The 14,240-nt window shown below is 71.8% G+C and carries 15 protein-coding genes; 4 read left to right on the forward strand and 11 right to left on the reverse strand.

Annotated features, from left to right (window positions below; translation table 11 throughout):
* Positions 1-235 precede the first annotated feature (235 nt).
* A complete protein-coding gene (locus BJ992_RS29725; protein ID WP_221475035.1) occupies positions 236-1,471 on the reverse strand; it encodes an ATP-binding protein in 1,236 nt (411 codons plus the stop codon).
* Positions 1,468-2,118, reverse strand: a complete 651-nt coding sequence (locus tag BJ992_RS33445) for a response regulator (protein WP_184986613.1) — start codon at positions 2,116-2,118, stop codon at positions 1,468-1,470. The genes BJ992_RS29725 and BJ992_RS33445 overlap by 4 nt, the downstream gene beginning before the upstream one ends.
* Before the next feature lie 124 nt (positions 2,119-2,242).
* Here BJ992_RS33445 and BJ992_RS33450 point away from each other — a divergent pair, with 124 nt between their 5' ends.
* Genes BJ992_RS33450 through BJ992_RS29750 form a run of 4 tightly spaced genes read left to right on the forward strand, consistent with a single transcriptional unit; the run spans position 2,243 to position 5,710 of the window.
* Positions 2,243-2,764 carry a hypothetical protein gene (locus tag BJ992_RS33450; protein WP_184986615.1) on the forward strand — a complete coding sequence of 174 codons (522 nt, stop codon included), beginning with the start codon at positions 2,243-2,245 and terminating at the stop codon, positions 2,762-2,764.
* Complete coding sequence (locus tag BJ992_RS29740; RefSeq protein WP_184986617.1) at positions 2,761-3,828, forward strand: peptidoglycan-binding protein; 1,068 nt, start codon at positions 2,761-2,763, stop codon at positions 3,826-3,828. The genes BJ992_RS33450 and BJ992_RS29740 overlap by 4 nt, the downstream gene beginning before the upstream one ends.
* Positions 3,825-4,499, forward strand: a complete 675-nt coding sequence (locus BJ992_RS29745; RefSeq protein ID WP_184986619.1) for an ABC transporter ATP-binding protein — start codon at positions 3,825-3,827, stop codon at positions 4,497-4,499. The genes BJ992_RS29740 and BJ992_RS29745 overlap by 4 nt, the downstream gene beginning before the upstream one ends.
* 35 nt (positions 4,500-4,534) lie before the next feature.
* The gene (locus tag BJ992_RS29750; RefSeq protein WP_246496819.1) at positions 4,535-5,710 is read left to right on the forward strand and encodes an ABC transporter permease; all 1,176 of its coding nucleotides are present in this window, start codon (positions 4,535-4,537) and stop codon (positions 5,708-5,710) included.
* Positions 5,711-5,746: 36 nt separating this feature from the next.
* Here BJ992_RS29750 and BJ992_RS34460 read toward each other — a convergent pair whose 3' ends face one another.
* The 9 genes from BJ992_RS34460 to BJ992_RS29795 form a co-directional block, all read right to left on the reverse strand.
* On the reverse strand, positions 5,747-7,411 hold the full coding sequence (locus tag BJ992_RS34460; protein ID WP_184986622.1) for a galactose-binding domain-containing protein: 1,665 nt from the start codon (positions 7,409-7,411) through the stop codon (positions 5,747-5,749).
* Positions 7,412-7,635: 224 nt separating this feature from the next.
* Positions 7,636-8,133 (reverse strand): DUF6194 family protein, encoded by a 498-nt coding sequence (locus BJ992_RS29760; protein ID WP_246496821.1) that lies wholly within the window; start codon positions 8,131-8,133, stop codon positions 7,636-7,638.
* Positions 8,134-8,260: 127 nt separating this feature from the next.
* Complete coding sequence (locus tag BJ992_RS29765; protein ID WP_221475038.1) at positions 8,261-8,620, reverse strand: DUF488 domain-containing protein; 360 nt, start codon at positions 8,618-8,620, stop codon at positions 8,261-8,263.
* Positions 8,608-9,327, reverse strand: a complete 720-nt coding sequence (locus tag BJ992_RS29770) for a haloacid dehalogenase type II (protein WP_184986625.1) — start codon at positions 9,325-9,327, stop codon at positions 8,608-8,610. The genes BJ992_RS29765 and BJ992_RS29770 overlap by 13 nt, the downstream gene beginning before the upstream one ends.
* A gap of 41 nt (positions 9,328-9,368) precedes the next feature.
* The gene (locus BJ992_RS29775) at positions 9,369-10,376 is read right to left on the reverse strand and encodes a zinc-dependent alcohol dehydrogenase (RefSeq protein ID WP_184989312.1); all 1,008 of its coding nucleotides are present in this window, start codon (positions 10,374-10,376) and stop codon (positions 9,369-9,371) included.
* Positions 10,377-10,475: 99 nt separating this feature from the next.
* Positions 10,476-11,069 (reverse strand): response regulator, encoded by a 594-nt coding sequence (locus BJ992_RS29780; protein WP_184986627.1) that lies wholly within the window; start codon positions 11,067-11,069, stop codon positions 10,476-10,478.
* Positions 11,070-11,142: 73 nt separating this feature from the next.
* Positions 11,143-12,336, reverse strand: a complete 1,194-nt coding sequence (locus BJ992_RS29785) for a sensor histidine kinase (protein ID WP_184986630.1) — start codon at positions 12,334-12,336, stop codon at positions 11,143-11,145.
* A gap of 13 nt (positions 12,337-12,349) precedes the next feature.
* Positions 12,350-13,189 (reverse strand): ABC transporter permease, encoded by an 840-nt coding sequence (locus tag BJ992_RS29790; RefSeq protein ID WP_184986632.1) that lies wholly within the window; start codon positions 13,187-13,189, stop codon positions 12,350-12,352.
* Positions 13,186-14,136 (reverse strand): ABC transporter ATP-binding protein, encoded by a 951-nt coding sequence (locus BJ992_RS29795; protein WP_184986633.1) that lies wholly within the window; start codon positions 14,134-14,136, stop codon positions 13,186-13,188. Before BJ992_RS29795 ends, BJ992_RS29790 begins: the two co-directional genes overlap by 4 nt.
* Positions 14,137-14,240 lie beyond the last annotated feature (104 nt).

Below are 14,240 nucleotides of genomic sequence, written 5' to 3' on the forward strand. Positions count from 1 at the left end.
CCGACCCCGAGCACACCGCACTCAGCACTTGGCTTGTTATCGCTAACAACCCAGTGCGTCTCTCTTGCCTTTCGCGATCGGTGGCACGAGGTGGTCAGGCGGAGCAAATACGAGAACGGGATAAACCGTCAAGAGTCCGTCGTCGGCCGTACGGACACCGGCGCGGTGAAGACGTGCTCAACTGCCGTTATCCGGGTCGCCGCATACGGTCATCGGGGACGCGGTGATGAAAATTTCACCTACGCGTGACATGTTCACGCGGCGATTCGCACAGCTCTCCGGAGGCGCTCCGCGGCGTCTGTTCACCCGGTCCGGCGGGGAGGCAGACGGTGACGGTGAGCCCGCCGTCCGGAAGCGGGGTGGCGGCCACCGTGCCGCCGTGAGCGCGGACGATCGAGTCGACGATGGCCAGACCGAGACCCGTGGAGCGCGAGGACGGGCCACGGCTCGCGTCCAGCCGCTGGAACGGCTCGAACAAGCGGCCCACCTCGGCGGAGGGAATCGTCTCACCGCTGTTGCTCACGACGATCACCGCCTCACGGCCGACGACACACGTGGTCACCTGGAGCCGGCCGCCGGGATGGTTGTGGCGGACGGCGTTGTCCACCAGGTTGCGCACGAGACGGTCGACGAGGACGGGATCACCGGTCAGCGGCGCGGCACGCAGGTCCGTGGTGACGGTCAGCGCCGCGGCCTCCGCCTCCTCGTCGGTCTCGCTCAACGCGGTCGCCGCGGCGACGGCCAGGTCGTACGGCGCGCGGACCAGCGCGCCGCTGTCGCTGCGCGCCAGGGCCAGCAGGCCGTCCAGCAGGCGTTCCGCTCGGGTGGTGGCCGTGAGGGTGCGCTCGGCCATGAGCCGCCACTGCGGGATCGTGGTCGCGCGCTTGGCCAGGAGGACCTCCGCGCCGGTGCGCACGATGGCGAGAGGCGTGCGCAGCTCGTGCGAGGCGTCGGCGACGAACCTGCGCCGGCTGGTGAACGACGCCTCCAGCCTGGCCACCATCTCGTCGAACGTGTCGGCCAGTTCCTTGAGCTCGTCGTGCGGACCGGCCAGCGCGACACGCTCGTGGAGGTGGTCCTCTGAGACACGCCTGGTGGCGGCCGTCAAGGTGCGGAGGGGACGCAGCACGCGGCCCGCGATGAGCCAGGAGACGCCGAGACCCGCGACGGCGATGACGGCGAGCGCGACCGCCGAGGTTCCCGCGGTCGTCAGCAACGTGCCGGTGCGCAACCGCGCGACCTCCGCCAGGTGCTCCTGGAAGGCGAGCAGCTTCCCGTCCAGCGGCGGCGCCTCCCCCCGCGCGGCGACCTCGGTCACGGCCCGCATCTCGGACTCGGCCGGCGCGTTCACGTCGGCGTAGAGGCTGTGGTACAGCATCGCGTAGTTGAGACCGAGCAGCGCGGCGCAGGTCACCACCAGCATGACCGTGTACACGAGGGTGAGCCGCAGCCGGATCGACGGCCGCCTCACAGCCGGTACCCCGCGCCGACGACGGTCTCGACCAGAGGCGGATCACCGAGCTTGCGGCGCAGCCGTGCGACGGTGACGCGCACGGTCGTGGTGAACGGGTCGGCGTGTTCGTCCCAGGCCCGCTCAAGCAGGTCCTCGGCGCTGACCACCGCGCCGTCCGCGACCATCAAGACTTCGAGCACGGCCAGTTCCTTCGTGGTCAGGGGGATGACGCGGCCCTCGCGGGTGACGACGCGGCGGGCCGTGTCGAACGTCAGGCCGGCGCGCCGCAGGACCCGCGGCGCGTTGTTGGCCCTGCGGCCGAGCGCGCGGATCCGCAGCACCAGCTCGTCGAACACGAACGGTTTGGTCAGGTAGTCGTCGGCGCCGAGGGTCAGCCCGGCCACCCGGTCCGCCGCCTCACCCGCCGCGGTGAGCATGAGGACACGCGCGTCGGCGCCACCGGCGGCGAGCGCCGTGCACACCTGGTCGCCGTGCACGACCGGCAGGTCCCGGTCGAGCACGATGACGTCGTACCGGTTGGCGCCGGCCTTGTGCAGGCCGTCGAGGCCGTCGGCCGCGAGGTCCACCGCGAAGCCGTGGTCCCGCAACCCGTCGGCGACCTGCTCCGCCAGCAGGGTCTCGTCCTCTATGAGCAGTACACGCACACGCTCGATCCTCCTCCCCCTGCAGTTTCCCGGACAGGGGGTGACACCCGCGTTACACGCGCCGTGACGGTGGTGTCGCGTGGCCGCTGCTGCACTGGGCCACCCAGGATCTTGAGGAGATCGGATGACCAGAACACGACCGTCGGCCGCCTTCCTGCTCGCGTTGCTGCTCGGTACGGCGGCCTGCGCGCAGGCACCCGGCAAGGACGTCGCCTCCGCCGGCGGGTCCCCCGCACCCGGCGCGACCCAGAGCGCCGGCCTGCTCGCGCAAGGGGTCAGGTGGGCCCGGTGCCTGCGCGAGCACGGGGTGGCGCAGCCGGACCCGGAGGTGGTGAACGGCGACGGCATCCGGTTCGGCACGTACGAGAAGGACTCGGTGGACAAGGACGCGCTGAAGAAGGCCGAGCAGGCCTGCAAGAAGTATCGTCCCGTCCTGCCTGCCGCCGACATGGCGGTGAAGCTGGAGCTCGGACGCCTGTTCGCGCGGTGCATGCGTGAGGAAGGGGTGGAGAGCTACCCCGACCCCGAACCCGACGGCGGTTTCGACACCAGGGAGGCCGACGAGGACCCGCAGGCGCCGCGGGCCAGGGAGATCTGCCAGGCGAAGGAGAGGTCCGCGGCGGCGTCGGCGCGTCCGAGCCGGTGAGCGGCACACGACGGCGCCGGGTCCTCGGCGTCGCGGTGACCTGCGTCGCCGTGGTCGCGGCCGGAGCCGCGGTCGTGGCGGCGCTCGGGCTCGGCGGCGGCGGAACGCCGGTCGCGGCGGTCCTGCCGCCGGACACCGCTCAGGTGACCCGCCGCACGATCGTGGACACCGACGAGGTGTCCGGCGACCTCGGCTACGGCGCCGCGACCACGGTGGCCGGCCGGATCGACGGGGTCGTCACCGAGATGCCGCTGCCGGGTGACGTCATCCGCAGGGGACAGCGGATCTACCGGGTGGACGACGATCCGGTGGTGCTGATGTACGGCAGGGTCCCCGCGTACCGGGCCCTCATGCCGGGGCTCACCGGCACGGACGTGCGGCAGCTCGAACGCAACCTCAAGGCGCTCGGCTACCACGGGTTCACTGTGGACGGAACGTACTCGGCGCTCACCGCCGCCGCGGTGAGACGGTGGCAGCGCGATCGGGGCCTCCCCCAGACCGGCCTGGTCGAGCTCGGCCGGGTGGTGTTCGCGCCTGGCCGTGTCCGCGTCGACAGCGTGGCGTCCGGGGTGAACGCGTCCACCGGCGGCGGAGGCGAGGTGCTGCGGTTCACCGGGACCGACCGCCAGGTGACGGCCAGGCTGGAGGTGTCCAGGCAACGGCTGGCCCGCGTGGGGACCAGGGTGCGGGTCAGGATGCCACGCGGCACGCAGGTCACCGGCCGGGTGGACCGGGTCCGCACCGTGGTCGAGCAGCCGTCCGGTGGGAACGGCCCGGCCGAGACCATGATCGAGGCCGTCATATCGCTCAGGAGCCCCAGGGCCGCCGCCGGTGTCGAGGCCGCCGTGGTGACCGTGCTGTTCACCGCGTCGCAGCGGAAGAACGTGCTGACCGTGCCGGTCGCGGCGCTCGTGACCCTCGCGGAGGGAGGCTACGGCGTCGAGGTCGTCGAAGGCACCGCCACGCGGTACGTCCGGGTCGAGACCGGTCTGTTCGCGGACGGCCGGGTCGAGATCAGCGGGCCCGGCCTGCGCGAAGGCACCACCGTGGGGATGCCGCGATGATCGAGCTGACTGAGGTGACGAAGGTGTACCCCGGCGGCGTCCGCGCGCTCGACGGCGTGAGCCTGACCATCGCGGCGGGTGAGCTGGTCGCGGTGACCGGGCCGTCCGGGTCCGGCAAGTCGACCATGCTGCACATGCTCGGCACCCTCGACCGGCCCACGACGGGCCGGCTCGTCGTGGACGGCCACGAGGTGTCGCGCCTGCCGGACCGGCAGGTGTCGGCGCTGCGCGCGACCCGGATCGGGTTCGTGTTCCAGCGTTTCCACCTGGCCGCGGGGGTTCCCGCGCTGGACGACGTGGCCGACGGCCTGCTGTACGCCGGAGTGCCGAGGAAGGAGCGCATGCGTCTGGCCGCGGTGGCACTCGAACGGGTCGGGCTCGGCCACCGGCTCGGCCACCGGCCGCACGAGCTGTCCGGCGGCGAACGTCAGCGGGTGGCCATCGCACGCGCCGTGGCCGGCGGCCCCGCGCTGCTGCTCGCCGACGAGCCGACCGGCAACCTCGACTCGGCCTCCGGCGCGGCCGTCCTGTCCGCACTCCGCGACCTGCACGCCTCCGGCACGACGGTCGTGGTCATCACCCACGACCCGGACGTCGCGGCGTGCCTCGACCGGCAGGTACGCATGCGTGACGGCCGGGTGGCCGGCGAGGGACAGGAAGGAACGCGATGACCCCGCTCAACCCGGCCCCGCTCACACCGGCTCGGATGTCTCTTGCGGACGTCGTGCGGACCGGCGCGGCGGGGCTGCGCAGCCGGCCGGCACGTGCGCTGCTGTCCGCGCTCGGCGTCGCCATCGGCATCGCGGCCATGGTCGCGGTGACCGGCGTCTCGTCCTCCTCACGCGAGCAGCTCGACCGTCAGCTCGCGGCACTCGGCACCGACCTGCTCACGGTCTCACCTGGACGGACCGTTGACGGCGAGGACGCGACGTTGCCGGCCGAGGCCGAGGCGATGATCTCGCGGATCGGCCCGGTCACCGCCGTCTCCGCGACCGGCGCGGTGCGCGGAGCCAGGGTGTACCGCTCGGACCTGATCCCGAAGGCGGAGACCGGCGGCCTGACCGTGCTGGCCGCGCGGACCGGCCTGCCGCGTACCACCGGCGCCACCCTGCGCGCCGGCACGTGGCTCAACGGAGCCACCGGACGCTACCCGGCCGCGGTGCTCGGCACGGCGGCGGCGGAACGACTCGGCGTCGGACGTCCGAGCCCCGGCACGCTGATCCTCGTCGGCGGCGAACGGTTCACCGTGATCGGTGTGCTCGACGAGGTCACCCTCGTCCCCGCTCTCGACACAGCCGTCCTGATCGGCTGGGACGTCGCCACCGACCGCTTCGGCTTCGACGGACGGGCCACGACCGTCTACACCCGGTCGGCCGACAGCAAGGTCGAGGCGGTGCACGCCGTGCTCGCCGCCACCGCCGACCCCGAGTCCCCCGGCGACGTCGAGGTGTCCCGCCCCTCGGACGCGCTGGCCGCGCGCCGCGCCGCAGGCACGACACTGAACGGCCTGCTGCTCGGCCTCGGTGCGGTGGCCCTGCTGGTCGGCGGCATCGGCGTCGCCAACACGATGATCGTCACGGTGCTGGAGCGCCGCGCCGAGATCGGCCTGCGCCGCTCACTAGGCGCGACCCGAGGCCAGATCAGGCTCCAGTTCCTGGCCGAGTCGTCCCTGCTGTCCCTGCTCGGCGGCACAGGCGGCGTACTGCTCGGCGTCACCGTCACCGCCGGCTACGCCGCGTACCAGTCGTGGCCCGCCGTCGTACCGGTGTGGGCCACGACCGGCGCCATCGCCGCCACCGTGATCATCGGCGGCCTCGCCGGCCTGTACCCGGCGATCCGCGCCGCCAGGCTCTCCCCCACCGAGGCACTGGCGGCGACGTGACCGGAACCCCGGCGCCGGAAGACGGCGCCGGGCCGGTCAGGAGCCGTACACCTGGAGCTCCGACACCTGTGCGGCGGGCCAGCCGGTGTTGGCGGTGAACTGCAGGCGTACGTACCGTGCGGTGGTCTGAGGGAGGGTGATGGTGACCGTGTTCCCCGAGGCCGGGTCGAACGTGTACCCGCGTGAGGCCACGACCGTGGTGACAGGCGCAGGACTGGTGCCTGCCTGTACGGAGAGGGTCTGGGTGCGGGTCTGCCAGACGGACGGGGGAGGAAGCCTGAGCACGAGACGGGTGATCGTCGCGACGGCGCCGAGGTCGACCTGGAGCCACTGCGGGAAGGCGTTGTTCGCGCTCTCCCAGTAGGTGTTCGCGTCGCCGTCCACGGCGTAGGCGGGGGTGTACCACTGGGTCTGGCTGCTCGCGGAGACCGGTCTGCCGCGGGCCAGGTCGGTCTCGGCCGGCGGTGTGCCGGTGGTGGGGGGTGTGGGACGGACGGCGGTCAGCGGGATGAGGCCCTTGAGCATGCGTCCGCCGTCGTTGGTGAGACGCAGGTAGTAGTCGGCGGAACAGGCGGTGCCGTCCTCGTCGAGCGCGCGGATGCCGGAACCCGCGGGGACGAAGGCGGCGGTCTCGGCGGTCTTCGCGATCTGGTTGCCCTCGTTGTACTCGTCGAACATCGAGATGTAGACGCCGTGCGACCCGGCCCGTACGACGTTGTAGAACATGCGCCACATGAAGTCGCCGTGCCTGCGGTGCCCTGACTGGAGGTCACCCGGCATCACGCACGGCTGGTAGTCGATGCCGCGCGCGTCGCACTCGGTGACGTCGGGGACGGTGAGGTTGGCGTGGAACCAGTCGAGGCCGTCGAGCGTGCCGGTGCGGCCGACCATCCACGGGGAGATCATGTGGAAGGCGCGGTACACATCGCCGAAGCCGGCACGGGAGTCGTTGATCCCCTGCCGCCAGTAGGTCGGCACTCCGCCGATGACGTAGCAGCCTTGGTTCTTGAACCAGTTGACCACGTCGAGGCAGGGTCCGGGTGCGAAGGGACGACTCGGGTCGTCGAAGCCGAAGCCCCAGATACAGACGACGGGCTTGCCGTTCTGCCTGGCGTAGGCGCTTGACGCGGTGTGCGCGGACATCTTGGACGTCCAGTCGGATTTGAGCTCCGACTGCATGTTCGTCCAGTTGGTGACGTCGTACATGATGTAGAACCTGCGGCCGTACGCCTCCGCGGCGGCCCGCACCTTCGCCGCCATGGCGTCACGGGTCGGCCCCTCGCCGCCGAAGGGGTTGAAACGCTGCAGCGCGGCGGTGTCGCACCCGTTGTCGCGCATCCACCGGAAGTGCGTGTCGACGGTCTGCTGGTCGCAGGAGGAGAACAACGCCGCCGGCCGGCCGTTGCCGAGGTTCGGGTAGGCGGTCGGGTAGGTCCTGGTGTAGTCGCGCACGTCGGGCCAGGACACGATCGCGTTGTTCCCCGGGGACGGCGGCTGCCCCCAGTTGCCCGACCAGTGCCACCACCCGTTGATCGGCGCTCCGTCACCGGCGCAGGCGAACCACCCTTGGTACCCCACCGTGACCTTGCCGACCACGTCACCCGGGGGGCTCGCCGCGTACGCGGCCGCGGCGGGGATCTGACCACCGGCGAGGCCGGCCAGTGCGGAGGCGGCGAGGAACGTGCGCCGGGAGACTGCCACGAGTGCTCCTTGAGTCAGGGGACATCGGCGGCCGGTCCGGCATCGTCCCCCCACCTTGCGGACGGGCTGACATCATTCTGACACTGAACGACAGAGTCTTGCAATAGTCTGGCAATGTCGTGGAATTATTGCTCTGACACCTGCCGGAAGGCCGTGCGACAGGAATCTTGACCGGGACGCACCGGCAGGACGGCGAGGCGATCGCACAGAGCCGAGCCGGCGGTTCACGACCGCGGCCGGCGATCCCTGCGGACGGCGCGGGCATGCGCGGCGGTGAGCAGTGAGCGCAGCCGCTCGGCCGTCGCCATGGCCGGGTTGAGGACGCTCACCCAGGACTGGGTGGCATAGACCGGATGCGGGAGAAAGTGGTCCGTGGCGGTGTGGTCGTGGCCGGGCCGTACGGCGGGTGGGTGGCCGATGAGCCGCTCGAAGGCCTCGCGGCCCACGTTGACGTTGACGCGGAAGACGCCGGGGCGGTTCAGGTCGGAGGCGGTGTCGAAGCCGGGGTAGTCCTTGATGACGATCGTGGCGAAAGGCATGCGGGTGCCGGGGTGGCCGTCTGGAGCGTAGGTGAAGAACGTGTCACCCCAGGCGATCTCGGGGGAGCCGTCGGCCTCTCCCGCGGTGAGGGTGTGCACGCCGGGGAGGCTGCCGACGAAGGCGATGACGTCGTCCTCGGTCATGGCGGCGTCCTGTCCGGCCTGGTGGGGGGAGGTATCCATGCCTTCTAGTGTTCCATTGCACTTCCCAGTGAGGCTTTGGAGTGATCGAGCTGGGGGGTTGAGGATGAAGTCTCAACTCCTGCGAAAGTGCGCGTGCCGCGTGGGACGGCGGTCTCCGCGCCGGGGGTCAGCCCGATCCGGCCCGCAGGTGGTCCGCGAGGACGGCGGCGTTGTTCTCCGGGTCTTTGGCGGCGTACAGGAGGGTGATGACCGGGTGGGTGTCCGCCAGGTCGAGGAGAGTGGTGACGGCCGGGTTGGTGGAGAGTTCGGCGGTGTATCTCCTGGTGAACTCCTCGAAGCGGTCCTGGCGGTGGCCGTACCACTGCCGCAGCTCGGCGGAGGGGGCGACGTCCTTGAGCCACAGGTCCACGTGGGCCTGCTGTTTGGACAGGCCGCGGGGCCAGAGGCGGTCCACGAGGACGCGGTGGCCGTCGTCCGGTGCCGGTGGGTCGTACACGCGTTTGGTGTGCCAGGTCATCGTCGCCATGTCCTTGTCAGCTGCTCCGCCAGAGCCGGAAGGTCGGGTGCGGTCAAGGTGGGGGACGGGAGGGAGCCGACGGGGAGGCGTGCGTTGCCGGGCCGGGTGAGCAGGCCGGAGGTGTAGCCGGCGGACTGCGCGCCGATGGTGTCCCAGACGTGGCAGGCGATCATCATGCAGTTGACGGCGGGGACGCCGAGTTCCTGGGCCACCATGTGGTAGACGTGCGGCGCCGGTTTGTACGCGCGGGCCGCCTGCACGCTGAAGCGGCGCTCGAAGAAGCCGGCGAGCCCCGCGTTCTCCAGCGGCGTACGGCCGTCAGAGGCCGGCGGTGAGTTGGTGAGGGTCACCATGCGGAAACCGGCCGCACGCAGCGCGGTGAGGCCCTCCTCGACGTCGGGATGGGCCGGCATGGTGAGCATGGCCTGCCTGAGCCGCTCGATGTCCTCGCTGGTGACCTCGACGCCGTGGACGTCGCCGACCATCTTCAGCACCCCCTGGCCGAGGGTCAGGAAGTCCTCGTACAGACCGGACAGGGTGAGGGTCATCGAGTACAGGACGAGCTGGCCGAACCACTCGCGCAGGACACGCCGGTCACCGAAGATCTTCTCGAATACCGGGCTCATGGACTCGATGTCGATGAGGGTCTCGTTGACGTCGAACACCAGCACCCGCGGCTCGGCGCCGGCCCAGCGCGCCGCTTCGGTACGTGTCATGATCGGCGCCGTACCCGGACGCGGACGCCGCCACACCGCCGTCAGAGGCGGGGGTCCACGTGGATCTTGGGTGCGCCGGTGTGCGGCCGGGTGCCGGACAGGACGGCGGCGGCCTCCGCGAGCGGGACCGTGGCGGCGACCAGCGGACGCGGGTCCACGGCCCCGGTGGCGTACAGGTCGATGGTCTCGGCGAGCGCGCCTGAGCCGCTGAGGACGCCGACCGCGGTGACGTCCTTCAGCACGATGGCGCGTGTGTCGAGCGGGCTCGGCGCCACGGACAGGCCGATGTAGACGACCCGTCGGCCGGGCTCGACCAGCTCGGCCGCGAGAGCCGGCATGCCGGGCCCGGTGGAGGCGTCGATCACGGCGTCCCAGCGCAGGGACGGCAGGGTGTCGCGCGTCCACACGTGCGGGAAGCCGAGCGAGCGCGCGAAGGCCAGGGACGGCCCGGTGACCCCGAGCAGGTGCACCTCCGCACCCCGCGCGGCCGCGATCCGTGCGGCGAGCAGGCCGATGGTCCCCGGCCCGAGCACCAGCAGACGCTCACCCGGGGACAAGCCGGCGCCGCGGACGGCACGCAACGCGTTGGCCCCGGGTTCCACCAGCGCGCCGAGCGTCGCGTCCACTCCGTCAGGCAAGACGTGCAGAGCCGACTCCGGGACAGGAAGCCGCTCGGCCAGCGCACCAGGCCGGCCGTTCCTGATGCCGATCTCGTACCGTTCCGCGCAGACGTGCCGCCGTCCGGCGACGCACCGCTCACACCGTCCGCACCCCAGCATGGTGTCCCCGGTGACCCGCCGGCCGAGCCACGAAGGGTCCACCTCCGCGCCGACCGCGCTCACCACGCCGCACCACTCATGGCCGATGCGCAGCGGATACCGTGCCTGACCGGTGTGCAGATAGGACATCTCCCCCGAGAAGAACTCGACGTCCGTACCGCACAACCCCACCCGCTCGACGTCCACCACCACCTCACCACGCGGCGGCACGGGTGACGGCACGTCCTGGACGGCGCCTCGGCCAGGCGCGGTGATGACGAAGGCCCGCATCAACACGGCACAGCACCATAAATGGACATTTGCCACATACTAGGCGTCACGTGATCGGCCGGAGAAGGCCTCAGCCGGAAGGCGCCGGGGCCGTCAGGGTCAGAGCCAGCCCTTCTCCTCGGCGGCGCGGATGGCGGTGATGCGGTTGGTGGCGCCGAGCTTGGTGATGGCGCTGGAGAGGTAGTTGCGGACGGTGCCTTCGGTGAGGTGGAGGGTGCGGGCTATCTCGGCCACGGAGGCGCCGGCGGCGGCGGAGCGGAGAGCGTCGCGTTCGCGGTCGGTGAGGGGGTTGTCCCCGGCCATCATGGCGGTGGCGGTCAGTTCGGGATCGAGGTAGCGGCCCCCGGTGTGGACCTTGCGGATGGCGGTGGCGAGTTCCTCGGCGGGTGCGTCCTTGGGGAGGAAGCCGCGGACGCCGGCCGCCAGGGCTCGGCGGAGGTGGCCGGGACGGCCGAAGCTGGTGAGGATGACGACGGCGCGGCCGGGGAGCGCGTCGGCGGCGGTGAGGCCGTCCATGCCTGGCATCTCGATGTCGAGGACCACGACGTCGGGGTCGTGCGCGGCGACCGCGGCGGCCACCTCGTCGCCGCGGGCCACCTGGGCCACCACCTCCAGGTCGGGTTCCAGGCCGAGGAGGGTGGCGATGGCCGTACGGACCAGGTGCTCGTCGTCGGCCAGCAGGACGCGGATCACGGTGCGCCTCGGAGGGTGGCCGGGGCCGGCGGCAAGAGATCGAGCGCGGAGCACCTCGGAGCATGACGGCGGATCACTGTGCGCCTCGGAGGGGGACGGCGGCCGAGAGGTGGAAGTGGTCGCCGGTGCCGCGGGTGGTGAGGGTGCCGCCTAGGGACGTTACGCGTTCGGTCAGGCCGGTGAGGCCGCTGCCGTTGCCGCCGGGGGCTCCGGTGCGGTCGGCGGGTGGGGTGCCGGCGCCGTCGTTGGTGATCTCCAGGATGGCTGAGCCGTCCCGTACGGTGAGACCGATGCGGCAATGTGCCGCCTTGCTGTGGCGCAGCACGTTGGTGGTGCCTTCCCGTGCCACCCAGGCGAGCACGGTGGCGACGTCCTGCGGGAGGCCGTCCGGCACCGGGTCGAGCGCGCAGCGGATGCCGCCGGCCTCCAGTACGGCACGTACGCCGCGCAGTTCGGCGAGGAGGTCGACCGTGCGGTAGCCCCGGACGGCGCCGCGGAGTTCGTGCAGGGCCTGGCGGGCCAGGGTGCGGACCTCGGCCATCTCGGTGGCGGCGCGTTCGTCGTCGGTGGCGGCGAGCCTGGTCGCGACCTCGCTCTTGACGGCGATGGCGGAGAGGCTGTGGCCGACCAGGTCGTGCAGGTCGCGCGCGAAGCGGAGCCGTTCCTCGGTGACGGCGAGCCTGGCGCGGGCCTCCTCACCTTCCTCGGCGGCCCGGACGATCTCCCAGAGCCACAGCTGGAACCGGTTGGCCCAGGGGATCACCGCGCAGATGAAGCCGAGGGTGAACAGCACCGGTAGCTCGGGGAGGCCGCGTGAGATCAGCACCGCCGACAGCACGGTGGTGACCGCGCAGATCAGGACGGCAGCCGAGGTGGTGACGCCGAGCACGGCCATGGCGGCCCACGCGGGGCCGAGTATCCCCCAGGTCCACGTCTCGGTGTCCTGGGTCAGCATGAGCACCACGGTGATCACTCCGGCGAGAGCGACCTCCGCGACCGCGCGGCGGCCGGCGACGGCGGCGAGCATGGCACGGACGTACAGGACGCTGAAGACCACCATGCCGGCCAGCCCGGCGATCATGGCAGGGGTCAGGACACCGCCGTTGTGCTGTCCCGTGTTCCCGAGACCCGCGAGCGGACCACCCCAGGCGAGCATGACGGTGCCGGTCAGCGTCCAGACGGTGACCCGGCGCACCCGCTCCGACCGTGACCGCTCCCTGCGGGACGGCCACAGCCCGATCGCGCGCAACCGCTGGTCCATGTTCATGCCACCTGCCACGCTAGCCGCGTCTCGGGTCCCAGCGGAACAGCCACCGCGCGGCGAGCCCCGCCACCAGCAGCCACACCACGAGGACGCCGAGGGACGGCAGCGCGGCGAGCCACTGTCCGGCGACGGTCAGCCTCTCCGCGGCGCCGCCGGAGAAGTCCGCGCCGGTCACGGCCGTGCGGACGAGCTCCACGACGGGAGTCGAGGGGATCAGCCCCGCGGGGATCGCGAGTTGCGGCGGCATCGCCGACAGCGGGGTGAACAGCGGTGCGCCGATCGTGGCGACGAGGAGCACCGGCAGTACGGTGATCTGCGCGTGCTCGGTGGTGCGGGTGAGACCGGAGCACGCGGCGGCGAGCAGCGCGAAGACACCGGCCCCGAGGACCGACGCCAGCAGGAGCAGCGGGATGTTGGCGGGACGCGGGCCGTCCACGGCCTGCAGCCACGCCACGATCAGGGCCGTTTGCGCGAGTTGCACGGCCGCGCCGCCGAGCACCGCTCCGCCGAAGATGCCTGCCGCCGACGTCTGTCCCCCTCTGAGCCGTCGCAGCACCAGTTCCTCGCGCCGTGCCGTGAAGGAGTTCACGAGGTTGACGAAGACCGCGTATATCGGCAGCACGCCGGGGAGGCCGGTGAGCACGAACACCTCAAGAGGCATGCCGGCGATGGTTCCCTCGCCGGCGCGGGTGAACAGCCAGCCCATCAGCAGCGGCAGCAGAAGCACGGTGAACATGGCCGTCTGGTTGCGGGAGAGGATCTTGAGGTCGAGCCGCGCGAGCCGTACGGCGTGCTTGAGGTCGGTGAGTACGGCGGAGCGGATCTCCGCACGTCCCTCGTGGGTGATCGTGGTCATCGGGGTCCTCCTGCCACGCGCAGGAACACGTCCTCGAGGGTTCCTTTGCGTACTTCCAGCCGGTCAAGGGTCAGGTCGTGCTCGTCGGCCCAGGCGAGCAGGCCACGCAGCGCGGCGTGCGCGCGGCCGTCCGGCGGTGTGCCGCCGAGGGTGTAGGTGACGGTGGCGCCGTCGCCGGAGCGGGTGATCTCGGGGGTGGCGCCGAGCAGCGGCGGCGGCCCGCCGCGAGGCAGCAGCGGCAGCCGGAAGACCACGCGGTCGCCGGCCTCCGCCACCACCTCGTCGACGGTGCCGTGCGCGCGTACCGTCCCCTCGTGCATGATCGCCAGGTGGTCGGCGAGGCGCTCGGCCTCCTCCAGGTAGTGCGTGGTCAGCAGCACCGTGGTACCGGCGGCACGCAGGTCGCGGATGACGTCCCAGGTGCCGCGGCGCGCCTCGGGGTCCATGCCGGTGGTCGGCTCGTCGAGGAACAACACCTCCGGCCGGGACAGCACGGCGAGCGCCAGGTCGAGCCGCCGCCGCTGCCCCCCGGACAACTGCCGCACCGGCGTACGACCCTTGGCCCGCAGGCCGACGGTCTCCAGCACGTCCCCCACCGGCGGCCGTCCCGCGTCGGCCGACAGCCCACCCCAGACCTGCACCGTCTCCGCCACCGTCAGGTCCCCGACGAACCCGCCGTCCTGCAGCATGACCCCGGTACGCGGCCGCAGCCGCCGCCGCTGTTTGTACGGATCGAACCCGAGCACCCGTACCTGTCCCCCATGCGCCGGACGCAGCCCCTCCAGCACGTCCATCGTCGTCGTCTTACCGGCGCCGTTGGTGCCGAGCAGCGCGAACAGCTCTCCGGCGCGCACTGTGAACGAGACCCCGCGCACCGCCTCGAAGTCCCCGTACGTCTGCCGCAGCCCGTCCACCTCGACCGCGGCCGTGTCATGTGATGTCCGCATGCGCCGATCGTCGCCGTACGGCCCCCGCCGGCGGCAGTCGCCGACATCACCGGCCCGAGGTGGATCCCGCGCCGCAACGGCATGACATCCGTCATACGAGGCAG

Origin of the sequence: Sphaerisporangium rubeum (genome assembly GCF_014207705.1) — a bacterium.
GTDB classification, from domain to species: Bacteria; Actinomycetota; Actinomycetes; order Streptosporangiales; family Streptosporangiaceae; genus Sphaerisporangium; species Sphaerisporangium rubeum.